10 protein-coding genes are annotated in these 12,626 nt (G+C 70.3%); 5 read left to right on the forward strand and 5 right to left on the reverse strand.

Annotation, left to right across the window (positions count from 1 at the left end; translation table 11 throughout):
- The first annotated feature begins 41 nt into the window (after window positions 1–41).
- Both C6361_RS22965 and C6361_RS22970 read left to right on the forward strand, forming a co-directional pair.
- A complete protein-coding gene (locus C6361_RS22965) occupies window positions 42–1,622 on the forward strand; it encodes a PQQ-binding-like beta-propeller repeat protein (protein ID WP_107268970.1) in 1,581 nt (526 codons plus the stop codon).
- Window positions 1,623–1,772: 150 nt separating this feature from the next.
- Window positions 1,773–2,585 carry an SAM-dependent methyltransferase gene (locus C6361_RS22970; RefSeq protein ID WP_304598501.1) on the forward strand — a complete coding sequence of 271 codons (813 nt, stop codon included), beginning with the start codon at window positions 1,773–1,775 and terminating at the stop codon, window positions 2,583–2,585.
- 186 nt (window positions 2,586–2,771) lie between these two features.
- On the opposite strand, the gene C6361_RS22975 is transcribed toward C6361_RS22970, so the two are convergent.
- The 5 genes from C6361_RS22975 to C6361_RS37130 all read right to left on the reverse strand — a co-directional run bounded on the left by C6361_RS22975 (window position 2,772) and on the right by C6361_RS37130 (window position 7,415).
- Window positions 2,772–3,971 carry a hypothetical protein gene (locus tag C6361_RS22975; RefSeq protein WP_159079434.1) on the reverse strand — a complete coding sequence of 400 codons (1,200 nt, stop codon included), beginning with the start codon at window positions 3,969–3,971 and terminating at the stop codon, window positions 2,772–2,774.
- Between the two features lie 297 nt (window positions 3,972–4,268).
- Window positions 4,269–5,969, reverse strand: a complete 1,701-nt coding sequence (locus C6361_RS22980) for an ABC-F family ATP-binding cassette domain-containing protein (RefSeq protein ID WP_234358962.1) — start codon at window positions 5,967–5,969, stop codon at window positions 4,269–4,271.
- Between the two features lie 553 nt (window positions 5,970–6,522).
- Window positions 6,523–6,777: a hypothetical protein gene (locus tag C6361_RS37120; protein ID WP_159079435.1), complete on the reverse strand. Its 255-nt coding sequence runs from the start codon at window positions 6,775–6,777 to the stop codon at window positions 6,523–6,525.
- A 246-nt stretch (window positions 6,778–7,023) separates the two neighbouring features.
- Window positions 7,024–7,179, reverse strand: coding sequence for a hypothetical protein (locus C6361_RS37125; protein ID WP_159079436.1), 156 nt, complete (start codon window positions 7,177–7,179; stop codon window positions 7,024–7,026).
- Window positions 7,176–7,415 carry a hypothetical protein gene (locus C6361_RS37130; RefSeq protein ID WP_159079437.1) on the reverse strand — a complete coding sequence of 80 codons (240 nt, stop codon included), beginning with the start codon at window positions 7,413–7,415 and terminating at the stop codon, window positions 7,176–7,178. Before C6361_RS37130 ends, C6361_RS37125 begins: the two co-directional genes overlap by 4 nt.
- A gap of 195 nt (window positions 7,416–7,610) precedes the next feature.
- Between C6361_RS37130 and C6361_RS22985 the strand changes: the two genes are divergently transcribed.
- The 3 genes from C6361_RS22985 to C6361_RS22995 all read left to right on the forward strand — a co-directional run bounded on the left by C6361_RS22985 (window position 7,611) and on the right by C6361_RS22995 (window position 12,569).
- The gene (locus C6361_RS22985; protein ID WP_107268973.1) at window positions 7,611–8,405 is read left to right on the forward strand and encodes a hypothetical protein; all 795 of its coding nucleotides are present in this window, start codon (window positions 7,611–7,613) and stop codon (window positions 8,403–8,405) included.
- Window positions 8,402–8,767 carry a GntR family transcriptional regulator gene (locus C6361_RS22990; RefSeq protein ID WP_107262783.1) on the forward strand — a complete coding sequence of 122 codons (366 nt, stop codon included), beginning with the start codon at window positions 8,402–8,404 and terminating at the stop codon, window positions 8,765–8,767. The genes C6361_RS22985 and C6361_RS22990 overlap by 4 nt, the downstream gene beginning before the upstream one ends.
- A gap of 319 nt (window positions 8,768–9,086) precedes the next feature.
- Window positions 9,087–12,569 (forward strand): phosphatidylinositol-specific phospholipase C domain-containing protein, encoded by a 3,483-nt coding sequence (locus tag C6361_RS22995; RefSeq protein WP_107268974.1) that lies wholly within the window; start codon window positions 9,087–9,089, stop codon window positions 12,567–12,569.
- Window positions 12,570–12,626: the final 57 nt, after the last annotated feature.

A 12,626-nucleotide genomic window follows, 5' to 3' on the forward strand; every position in this document is an offset into this window, starting at 1 on the left:
TATGTCTTTATGGATATGTCTCAGTCGTAAGGGGGTCTACGATGAGCGATGTTCGGCGGATCACCACCGCGTCCGCGCTGGCCGTGGCGTGCGTGGTGGCACTCGTACCCGTCATCCACGCACCACCGGCGAGCGCCCGGGGCGGCGCAGAGTGGTCCATGGGTGGCCACGACATCCGCAACACCCGGTCGAACCCGGACGAGCGCCTACTGTCCCCCGCGACGGTCGGCGGCCTGGAGGTCGCCTGGAGCGTCACCACCGACGGCGACGTCTCGGCCACCCCCGCCGTGGTCGACGGCGCCGTCTACTTCCCGGACTGGGGCGGCACCTTCTGGAAGGTCGACGCGGCGACCGGCGAGGTGATCTGGTCCCGTTCGGTGGCCGAACTCGCCGGGGTCGCCGGCACCTTCTCCCGGACCGCCCCGGTGGTGGCCGGCGACACGGTCTACCTCGGCACCCAGGCCGGCGCCCGACTGCTGGCGATCGACACCGAGACCGGCGAACTGCGCTGGAACACCGCGATGGACACCCACCCGGACGCGATTCTCACCTCGTCGCCGGCCATCCACCGGGGCGTGCTCTACCAGGGCGTCTCCTCGCTGGAGTTCCTCAACGCCGGTGACCCGGCCTACGACTGCTGCACCTTCCGGGGCAGCCTGGTGGCGGTCAACGCGGCCACCGGAAAGATCCGGTGGAAGAGCCACACCCTGCCGGACCAGGGCGCGGGTGGCGACGTCTTCAGCGGCGCGTCGGTCTGGGGCAGCACCCCGACCATCGACCCGAGGAGCCGCACCGTCTACGTCGGCACCGGGCAGAACTACTCGATCCCGGCCTCGGCGCGGGAGTGCCAGGAAGCCGGCGGCACGCCGCAGGAGTGCCTGCCGGCCTGGAACGCCAAGGACTCGATCGTCGCGATGGACATGGCGACGGGGAAGATCAAGTGGTCGACCGGACCACCCCGGTTCGACGAATGGAATCTCGCCTGCATACCCGGGTTCCCGCCGAACAACTGCCCCAACCCGGGCCCGGACCACGACACCAGCGACGGCACCCACCTCTTCACCATCCCCGGCCCGAACGGGCGACCCCGCAAGGCGGTGGGGGCCGGGCAGAAGAGCGGCGAGTTCTGGATGCTCGACGCGCTGACCGGGGAGATCATCTGGAGCGCCTCGGTCGGCCCGGGTTCGGTGCTCGGCGGCATCGAGTGGGGCACCGCCAACGACGGCAAGCGGATCTTCTTCGCGGAGACCAACTACGACCGGGAGCCGTACCAGCTGCCCGACGGGCAGACCATCGACTACAGCTCGTTCGGCGCGCTGGACGTGGCGACCGGGGAGATCCTCTGGCAGGTACCGGAACCACACGGCGGCCTGGCGGTCGGCCCGGCGACGACGGCGAACGGCGTCGTCTACTACGGCTCGCTGAACGGCTACATGTACGCCCTCGACGCCGACGACGGCGAGGTGCTCTGGGAGTACCAGGGCGCGGGGGCGTCGAACGCCGGCCCGGCCATCGTCGACGGCAGGCTCTACTGGGGCAACGGGTACCAGCGGCTCGGCGCCGCCAGCACCACCTTCTACTCCTTCCGGCTGCCGGGCACCACCACGGGTACGGGTTCGTGACCGGTACCGACCGCTGATCCGGAGCCAGGATCCGCCCCGTGCGGCAGGAGATGCCGCACGGGGCGGGTCCGGCCGTCTCTGCCCGGTCGATCTCCCCGGCTATCCTGGTGCCGATCCGACAGCGTCGTCCCTCACCCGAAAGTTGCGGATGTGACAGAGACTTCGGCCACGACCGGCGAGCAGCAGGCAATCTCCAAGATGGACACCACCGTCCCGCAGACAGCCCGGATCTGGAACTATCTGTTGGGCGGCAAGGACAACTTCGCCGCCGACCGCGCGGTCGGTGACGAGATCATCCAGGCCCTTCCGCAACTCGCCGAGAGCGCACGGCTGTCCCGGGCGTACCTGGTCCGCGCGGTGCGGTACCTCGTCGCCGAGGCCGGCGTGCGCCAGTTCCTCGACATCGGGACCGGGCTGCCCACCGCCGACAACACCCACCAGGTCGCCCAGTCGATCGCGCCGGACGCCCGGATCGTCTACGTCGACAACGACGCCCTCGTACTCGTGCACGCCCGGGCCCTGCTCGCCAGCAGCCCGGAGGGCGCCACCGACTACGTCGACGCCGACCTGCGGGACACCGGGACGATTCTGCGCGAGGCGGCCAGGACCCTCGACCTGACCAAGCCGGTGGCGCTGTTCCTGATGGGGATCCTCGGGCACGTCGAGAGCGACGACGAAGCGAAGTCGATAATCGACGGCATCATGGCTGCGCTGCCCTCCGGCAGCTACCTCGCGATGTACGACGGCAGCGACACCAGCGAGGCGAACACCGAGGCCGTACGGATCTGGAACATCTCGGCGAACCCGAGATACCACCTGCGGAGCCCCGAACGGATCGCCCGCCTCTTCGAGGGCCTCGAACTGGTCGAGCCCGGCGTGGTGTCGGTGAACGAGTGGAGGCCGGATCCCGACACCCCGACCCACATCATCGACCAGTACTGCGCCGTCGGACGCAAGCCGTAGCGCGATCGCCGGGCAGGACCGCGGCGACGAGGCGACGACGCGCCAGGCCGACGGGGCGGCGGGTCAACAGGCCGACGTCGGCAGCCCGGTGGCCGGCGGGGAGCCGTCCACCCGGTGGTGCGGAGGACCACGAGGGTCCTCCGCACCGGTCCGCCCGATGGCGGGTGTCCTGCCCTGGCGTAGCCGTCAGCGGGGCCAGGCGCAGTGGATGTGCGTGGCGTGGTCCGCGTCGTCCCCCGGCCCCAGCACCTCGGTGGCGCCATAGGCGCGGCACGCGTCCTTGAACGCCTGGTTGAACGGGTTGGTGCTGGTGACCCGGGTGCCGTTGATCGTGTCGACGTCGAACGCCTTGCCGGCGTAGTGCCGGGAGTTCGCGCCGTGCCGGCTACCCGCGATCGCGGTCACCCGGAAGTTGAAACCGTTCGACAGATGCAGGCTGAGTATCCCCCGCAGCATGTCGAGGTCGAGGTTCACACTGGTCCGGCCGACATGGCTGAAGTCGCTGGTACTGGCCGGCAACCCGGCCGCGGTGTCCACGATGTTCTGCCGCGCCGTCGATGCCGGATCGGACTGCCCGCCCACGTGGAAGGTGAGCAGGTCGATCGCCGGGATGTCCCGGATCGCCGCCGCCGGGTTGTACGCCGGCAGACCCGTACTGAACACTCCCGACCCCAGCGAGACCGACAGGGTGGGGGTACCCAGGCCGTAGCACGGAGACAGATAACGCTGCCCGGCCGGCAACGCGAAGCACCCGCCCCACGGTGTCCCGTTCAACGTCTGGAGCGCCAGATCGAAGCCGATCTCCAACTGGCGACCACCGTCGTAGATGCGACCGTCGATCAGTACCGCCCCGAGGCTGTAGCCGTAGTAGGACGAGGAGAAGGCGAAGGGCGCGGCGGCGGCGACGACCGAGCCGTTGTACCTGGCACCGCTGGTCCGCTCGATCAGGTACGCCTGGCCCGCACCCGCGAGGTAGAAATTGCAGACGATCTCCGCCAGGTAGTCGACCCGGGCCAGGGCGGTGCCGTTCAGGGTCACCTGCCGGCTGATGTACGGCACGCAGGTCGGAGGATCGTCCTGGGCGTCGGCGACCATGCGCGGGGCAGGGCCGGCCTTCGGCTTTCCGAGGGTGATCCCGCTGCCGGAGCCGCTCGCCGCGGAGGCCACGGAACGCCGGCCAGCGGGCCGGATGGCGGCGGTCGGTGCCACCCCGGAGACGCCGGGCGCGACCACCGCCGACCGGGCCGGCAAACCCGGTGCGGCGTCGTCTCCGGAGACACCGGCGTACGCCGGCCCGGCGTACCCGAGCGCCCCGGCCAGCGCCAGAGCCAGGGCCAGAGCCAGGGCCGGCGCCCCGCTCCTTCGCCAACCTCGGCGTGACCTCACCGGTTCCGGTCCGGCCCGGTGGCTCGTGCCGGCCGCGTTGACCCGGGCGTCCCCCTCGAACGCCCGACCCGTCCGCGTCGGGGCGGCCGCCACCGCTCCCGTTGCCGACGACGTTCTCCGTACCCTGCCAATCCGCTTCATGCTTCCTCCGTGTCCGAGGTACGTGTGCGGGCCAGGCTCGCAGTCCGGACTGGAGGGCAACTGGAGGTCGATTGAACGTGCCGGTCAGCGATCGGGGTCGGGGCGCGGGCGTCCCGGCCGGGGCGTCCCGGCCGGGGCGGGTCGGGTCGGGGCGGGTCACGACGGTTCGCTGGTGTTGGTGCCGAGTGGCAGCGTCGGCCAGGCCGCGAGGTCGTGCAGCATCCGACGGTCGTGGGTGGCGACGACGACGGCGGCCGGGGTCTCCAGCAGGGCGGCGGTCAGCTCGTCGACCAGGGGCGCCGACAGGTGGTTGGTGGGTTCGTCGAGGATCAGCAGATCGGGTCGCCCGGCGAGCCGCAGCGCGAGGTTCAACCGGCGTTGCTGGCCCTGGGACATCCGGCCGACCGGGGTACGCAGGGCCGCCCGGTCGAGCAGGTTGGTCGCGGTCAGCGCCAGGTGATCCCGGTCGGGCAGTTGTCCCCGGGACCGGAGTTGGCCGACGTGCTGGTCGTACAGCTCGTGGGCGAGCGCGTTCGGCGGCCAGGCCGGCACCTCCTGCCCGAGGTACGCCACCCGGGCCCGCGCGAGGTGGCGGACCTCGCCGGACGACGGTTCGAGAGCCTTGGCCAGTACCGCGAGCAGTGTCGACTTGCCCGCCCCGTTCGGCCCGGTCACCAGCAGCCGGTCCCCGCCGTCCAGGGTGAGCGTGACACCCTGGCGCAGCCGCCCGGCCACGGTGACGTCGTGACAGCGCAGCAGCGGCGTCCCGGGGCGGGTGGGAAGGTCAGGCCAACGCAGGCGCAGCGGCGGCTCGGGCACGGTGAGCTGGTGGGCGTCCAGGTCCTCCTGCCGACGCCGGAGCGCCTGGACGACTCCCGGGGCCCGAGACTGGCGCTGGTGTTTGCCGTGCCCCTTCTCCGGACGCCAGCCGGTACTGAGGCGCTGCCGCGCCTCGCTCACCGCGTCGGCCAGTCGCTGGTGTTCGGCCCGTTGAGCCTCGTAGTCCCGCTCCCAGCGCTCGCGCTCGCGCCGACGCCCCTGCTGCCAACCTGGGTAGCCGCCGGCGAAGAGCCTCGGTCGGCCGTCGTCGCTCGGGTCGAGGTCCAGGAACTCCACGGCCACGTCGTCGAGCAGGGCACGGTCGTGCGTGACCACCACCACCCCGCCCGGATGCTGGCGCAGCCGTACGGTGAGAAACGCCAGACTGTCGGCGTCGAGATGGTTGGTCGGCTCGTCCAGCAACAGCAGGTCGTACCGCGCCCCCAGCAGGCAGGCCAGGCGTACCCGGTAGCGCTGCCCGACCGAGAGCGTCGACAGCGGGCGGTCCCGGTCGGTGCAGGCGTCGAGCCCGGCCAACGCCACGTCGACGCGCCGCTCCGCGTCCCAGGCATCCAGCCGGGTGGCCGCGTCGAGTGCGGCGGCGTACGCCGAGTCGGCGCCCTCCCTCCCCTCGGCCAGCGCCGTCGCCGCGTCGTCCAGGGCCCGCAGGGCGCGCTGGGACTCCCGCATGGCGCCGAGCACGAGGGTGCCGACCGTCTCCCCGTCGCGCGCCTCCAGCGACTGCCGGGCGACACCGATCGTGCCGATCCGCTCCACCGTGCCCTGGTCGGGCGAGATCATCCCGGTCAGCACGTGCAGCAACGTCGTCTTGCCCCGCCCGTTCTCGCCGACGATGGCGAGACGGGAGCGGGCGGAGACGGTCACGCTCACGTCGGAGAGTACGACCCGTCCGCCGAGTACGACCCGTACGCCGTCGGTGCGGATGTGCGCCCGGTCACCGGCCGGCAACCGGCCACCCCAGGCGAAATCGGACGGGATGGTCGAATCTGATGATGAGTGCAGGTCAAGATTGTTCACTGTCTGCTCTTCGGCTCGTCGTGGAGCCGGGCAGCACGAAGACGCCGCCCGGCAGGAACGCCAGGACGGCGGAACAGAGCTAGCTCACAGTCGCGTCAACCCTGCCGCCGTCAGCGGCGGGACCAGGGCCTCATCGCGGCGATGCTGGAATGCATGCCGACAACCATAGCGAACCAGATCGGTCACGGCCTACCTTGCCTGCTCGGCTGGAGGCGGAGGCGGGCACTGCGGCGGCCGGGTCGGCCACGACGATGGCGACATCGAGGTTGGCCCCGGATCGAACCGGCCGTCGGCCGGTGGGTGCGCCGGTAGTAGGTGGCGGCCCGGTCCAGTTCGGGCGCCGAGATGTCCAGCAGGCACATGAGCCGGTTCAGGGTGCCGTCGACGACGTGTGCCGGGTTTTCGTACCCGTCCTTGGCCAAGTTGTGCAGCTCGCCAAGGGTGCCAGCATCGGGCATACCGACCGGGGTACCAACAGATCGCCTGACATCGTCCCGAGCCCGCAGGATCCCCCGGGCTTACCTGTTCAGTCCTGCGGCTTCGACGGTGAGGGTCAGGCTTCGATCACCACTCTCATCAAGATCATGCCGGCCAGCCCGAGCGCGGCGGAGACGAGCGCGGCGACGAGCAGGCGACGGCCGAGCACGGGTTGGTTGCCGACCAGGTAGGTGGAGACGCCGAAGGCGCCACCGACGACACTCAACGCCATCGGAATCAGCGTCGTAGGCGTGACGTCGCCCGAAAAGATCAAGAATCCGGAGACAACGGCGAAGAAGATCGCTGCGTTCGCGAGGGCGTTACGGAACAACCGGAAGGAACTCTCTCGCAGTGCCGCGACCTCTTGCTGATACCTCTCGCGCGGGCCCTGTCCTGGCCTGGAGGCTCGTCGCCATACGTTAGGCTGCGGTCGCCCCGGGCTCATGTCAGGCACGATAGCAACGCCAGGCATTGCCGGTAGTCCTGGTCGGCCGGAGACCGTCACCGGGAAACGCACCGCCGCTTATTCCCGCATCGTGTGGCGTGGCTGCGCCCCGCTGAGCGAGCCTTGGCGGTCTCACCACGGGCCCCGATCGTCCTGGAGCCGCCCGGGGAGACCGGCGAGGCGTTCGGCGGCCTCGGCAAATCGGGTACGCGACACGTTCGGCGAGCCGACCCGGCCGATGCTCGCCACGTCACCGCCGCCGCCGATCTCGCCCGGGAGCTGCGTCAACGCGCTGCCGAGCAGTCGCTCGACGTACTGGCCAGACTGAGGGCCTCCGCGCCGCAGCGGCGCGCCTGGCGCAGCTCCGGATGCACCGAGCCCTCTCCGGCCCGGTCGAGCAGCACGGCCGCCGCCGCGACTATCAGGTACGCCTCGCGCAGTTCGCCGCAGACCCGTTCCGCAGCCCACGCCGCAGCTTCCGCACCCGCCGGTGCGTCTGTCGTCGCCGCTTCCGGCACTGTCACGCCGATCTCCTTCCGTAAGGGGCCTGCTGCTGGGCTCCGTCAATTCGGCCAGGACCCCTCGATGCGTCCGACGCCACCGCTGCGCTGTCCTGCGAGCCGGCATGGCAGGCAGCTAGCGCCCACCCCAGGCTTGACATTGTCGCACTCTTTGACTCAAGCTTCTGAGACAAGACTTGCGACGTACGGAGGTGGGGCATGCGACAGCCAGAGCAGACGGATCCGCAGCGGTGGCTGGCCGGCGTGTGGTTGGAGCGGCACGGCCTGGCCGACGTCGAGCCGACCCCGCTGCTTGCGGCGCGGCTGGCGGTGCGGCGGCGGGTCAGGGTCGCCGACAGCCTGCTACTGGCCGCGTTCATCGTCGGCGCGGCACTCACCCACGTGTCGGCGCTGCCGAGCGACGTCACCTCCTCCTGGCTGCCGACGCTGGTGCTGGTGGCGTTGGTGGTCGGCTTGCTGGTGGCGCAGTGGCTGCTCGGCTGGTGGGTGCGGCACGTCGACCGGCGGGCCGGCGCGCGACTGGCCCGGCGGGTCGCCCACCCGGTCCAGCTCGGCTGGTCGGCGGTGCTGGGTCGGTCGTACGCCGTCTTCACGGTCGCCAGCTTCACCGCCGCCCTACTGCTCGCGGTGAGCGTGCTGGCGGTTCCCGATCCTGGCCTGCGGCGCGGGGCGACCGTCGTCCTGATCGGTCTCACCGGCGCCGCCGTCGGCATCGTGTTGCAACTGCGCAACGTGCTGGCGAGCCCGGCCGTGGCCGACGACGAGGCATCGCTCACCGCCGACGTCATCATGCGGGTCGAGGACGCCCGCGCCCTCGTCACGCCCAGCCTGGTCTGGACGCTGCCGGCCATTTTCCTGTACGGAGAATCGTTCGGCTGGTGGAACGTCGCCTCGATCGGACTCGTGGTGGTGGGCGCCATCGCGTACTGCCTGATCCACTTCCGGAGCACGGGTGTCGGGACGGCGGCCCGGCGTGCCATGGTCACCGGATGATCGTCATCGACGCGGGCTCGCCGACTCCGCCGTACGAACAGCTCCGGGCCCAGCTCGCGAGGCAGATCCAGGATCGCACGCTCGCCGTCGGTACGAGACTGCCGACGATCCGGCGGCTCGCGGCCGATCTCAGCCTCGCCGTGAACACCGTCGGTCGGGCCTACCGGGAGTTGGAAGAGGCCGGGCTGATCGAAACCCGTGGCCGGGCCGGTTCGTTCGTCTCGGCGGCCGGCGAGCAGACCCTCGAACAGGCCCGCCGCGCCGCCCACGACTACGCGGCGGTCATCACCAGGATTGGTATCGATCCCGCCGAGGCGGTCCGGATCGTCGAGGCGGCACTCGGCCGGGTCGCGACCCCCTGAGTCAGTCGAGCCCAGCGGCGACCGCAGCGCTCGTACGTGCCACGGCGGGCACGAGCGGTCGAGGTGACGGGTCCGGGGGCGGGTCGACGTACGCGCCCGCAGACCGTCGTCATCTGACAGATGTCTCGGCACCTCCGGTGCATCGACACTTCGAGCACGACCGCCCGGCAGCGCGCCGGGCGCGAACGCTCACGCACGGAGGCGCACCTTGCAGGCACATCCTCGAACCGGCCCACCAATATCCTCGGGGAGGCGCAGATCGGCTCGGAGGCTGTCTGTCCCGTTCCTGGTCCTGACCCTGGTCGCGACCGCAGCGGTCGTGTTGACACCGACCGCCCCGGCATACGCCAACGGCTACTACAACGACATCGAATCCGCGTCGGAGGCCAACCGGAACTGGATGTCCCGGGTACCGGACGACGCCAGCCTGGCCGACCTGTCGGTCCCCGGCACCCACGACACCCTCGCGCTCTGCGGCCATTCGGCAAGCGGGAACGGCGACGACTGCGAGTTCATCTCCACCAGCGTCACCCAGACGCAGGAGCGCCTCGGCTACAGCGCGGAAACGCTGGCCGTCCAACTGGAGGCGGGGATCCGGTCGATCGACATCCGGGTCCGGGTGGACAAGGGCGACGCCGGCCTGGCCTTCACCGTCCATCATGGCGTCTACTACCAGTACGCCAACTTCACCGACGTACTGACGAAGATCGAGACCTTCCTCGACGCCAACCCCGACGAGACGATCCTGCTGAACCTGAAGGCGGAGTGCACGGGCTCGGGCACGACACAGTGCTCCGACGCTGACGGGTACGGCAGCACCCTATGGCGGAGGAACGTCTTCGACTCGTATCTCACCGGGCACTACTACACCGGCGACGGTGAGGAAACGCGTCAGGGCAAGTCCTGGCGGGACCTGTTCTGGGCGGATTCGGTCCACGAAAGCCGGAAGGCGACGACGCCGACCCTCGGCGACGTACGCGGAAAGATCGTCCTGCTCGGGTTCCGCGGACCGCACGGTGGCATCTACGACGGCTACGGGATCGGCCAGCTCTACCCGGCCGGCGGCTCCTTCGACGACAACAAGTACGTCCAGGACCAGTACAACGTTCCCACGATCACCGACATCAACGACAAGTGGGAGACCGTCCGGGCTCATCTCCGGAAGACCAACGGAGTGTGGGACGCCAACCGGGGCGAGCAGAGCAGCCACAACCACGAGCCCGGCTCGCTGTACCTGAACTTCACCAGCGGCACGGGTGGCACCTCGGCCCATCCCACCACCATCGCCGGTGGCACCCCGACCGCTACCGGAGTCAACCAGTTCCTGCTCCAGTGCCTGCACGGCAGCGAAGACCGCTGCCCGGAGTTCTATCCCGGCCGGTCCGGCAACTTCGGCGGGCGGTCCACGATGGACCGGCTCGGCATCGTGATGATGGACTTCCCCGGCGGCGGCCTGATCGACGAGATCGTCAGCAGGAATCCGACCGGCTCGTCGGTCTTTCCCAACCTCGGTGCCGGCGCCCCGACGGAGCTGCACCTCGGCGGGGACGACGGCGGCAGCCGGCCGGCGGTGCCCGGCGACCACGCGCAGTGCCGCCCGGACGGGATGACCCCGACCGCCGGCACCAACACCCCGTACTGCGACGTCTACCAGGGTGACGGCCGAGAGTGGCTCGGCCAGGGCCGCGAACGGCGGGTGATCGGCTACTTCAACGGCACCCGTACCGGTGCCGACGGCAAACCGCGCTATCTGGCCAACAACATACCGTGGTCCAGGCTGACCCACATCAACTACGCCTTCGCCTGGATCGAGGGGAACCGGATCTCGGTCGGTGCGGACGGTCCGGACAACCCGGCCACCGGGATGACCTGGGACGGGCCCGGTACCGAGATGGACGAGAGCCTGCCGTACCGGGGCCACTTCAACCTGCTGAGCACGTACAAGGACCTGCATCCCCGGGTGAAGACGCTGATCTCGGTGGGTGGCTGGGCGGAGAGCCGCGGCTTCTACCCGATGACCACTAACGCCGACGGCACCACCAACCAGGCCGGAATCAACACGTTCGCGGACTCGGTGGTCGACTTCCTCCGCCGGTACGACTTCGACGGGGTCGACATCGACTTCGAGTATCCGACCGTGCTGGACGACACCGGGAACCCGAACGACTGGGCCGTCGCCCAACCGCGCCGGAAGGGACTGCCGGCGGCGTACACCGCGCTGATGAGGACGCTGCGGGAGCGGCTGGACCGGGCCGCGGCGGCGGACGGCGAGTACTACCTGCTGACCTCCGCCTCGTCGGCCTCCGGCTACCTGGTGCGTGGCATGGAGAACCACAAGGCGCTGCGCTACCAGGACTACACCAACCTGATGGCCTACGACTATCACGGGTCGTGGAACGACGTGGTCGGCCCGAACGCCGCGCTCTACGACGACGGCAAGGACCCGGAGCTGGCCGAGCTGTACAACACCCCGGAGTACCAGAAGATCGGCTACTTCAACACCGACTGGGCGTTCCACTACCTTCGCGGCGCGATGCAGGCCGGACGGATCAACATCGGGATTCCGTACTACACCCGGGGCTGGCGCGACGTCACCGGCGGCGAGAACGGCATGTGGGGGAAGTCGGTCGGTGCGGACTGCCAACCCGGGACCGGCCTGGTCCGGCCCTGCGGCAACGGCGCGGTCGGGGTCGACAACATCTGGCACGACCTCTCCGCCGAGGGCGAGGAGGTCGGCGCGGGGGTCAACCCGATGTGGCACGCCAAGAACCTGGAGCGCGACGTCACGCCCCGCTACACCAGGGCGGTCGGTCTGAGCCCGGAGACCGACCCCGACGACCGGCGTACCGGCACCTACGACCGGCACTGGGACGAGGTGACCCGCACCGCCTGGCTGTGGAACTCGGAGAAGCGCACCTTCCTGTCCATCCAGGACATGCAGGGTCTCGACCAGATCATCGACTACGTCGACCGCAGCGGCGCGGGCGGCGTGATGATGTGGGAACTCTCCGGCGACTACGACTGCCCGGACGAGGCTGACACCAGCGCCAGGAACCCGTGCGTGATGGGCTACACCCTGACCAACCGGCTGCACGAACGGCTGCAGGATTTCGACGCGTACGACAACAGCCGCGGCGCCGGCAGCTCCGCGCAGCGCCCCGGCTCGGCGATCGACGTCACCGTCGACCTCGTGCAGTACCCGACCGAGACGGCGAAACTCTGGCCGTTGACGCCGACGGTCCGGATCACCAACAACACCGGGGTGACGATCGGTGGTGGCAAGGAGAACGTCGTTTCCTTCGACCTGCCGACCTCCACGCCCGCGCTGATCAAGGACGGCGACTGGCAGACCGGCGAGCAGGGCGGCCGGTGGAAGGTCCAGGCCGGGCACACCGGGCCGAACGCCCGGACCGGACTCGCCGGTGACTTCCACCGGGTGAGCCTGGCGCTGGACTACTGCCAGATCATCCCGGCCGGCAAGAGCCTGGACGTGCCGATCGTCTACTACATTCCGGCCACCGGACCGGTGAACACCACGGTCAAGCTCGGTGCCACGACGTACGCCCCGGTGACCGAGCACAACCGGGGGGCCGGAAGGGTGAACCCGCCGGCCGGCGGCTGCTCGGCACCGGCCTGGGACGCGGCCAGGGTGTACGACCCGGCGACGCAGTCGGTGGAGAACGTCACCGTGAAGTACAACGGCAACGTCTGGCGGGCCAAGTGGTGGACCCAGGGCAACGCGCCCGGCACCGGGTCCGGCCCGGACCACGAGCCCTGGAAGCTGGTCGGTCCGGCCAGCTGACCGGTACCGGTCGAGAGGGGGCGTCCGGTCGAGAGGGGCGTCCGTCCGGGGCCGACC

Source organism: Plantactinospora sp. BC1 (assembly GCF_003030345.1).
Taxonomy (GTDB): Bacteria; Actinomycetota; Actinomycetes; order Mycobacteriales; family Micromonosporaceae; genus Plantactinospora.

Excerpts from the sequence above, each read along its gene's own strand:
- C6361_RS22965 (WP_107268970.1), top strand. The coding sequence starts at position 42 with ATGAGCGATGTTCGGCGGATCACCACCGCGTCCGCGCTGGCCGTGGCG.
- C6361_RS22985 (WP_107268973.1), top strand. The coding sequence starts at position 7,611 with ATGCGACAGCCAGAGCAGACGGATCCGCAGCGGTGGCTGGCCGGCGTG.
- C6361_RS22990 (WP_107262783.1), top strand. The coding sequence starts at position 8,402 with ATGATCGTCATCGACGCGGGCTCGCCGACTCCGCCGTACGAACAGCTC.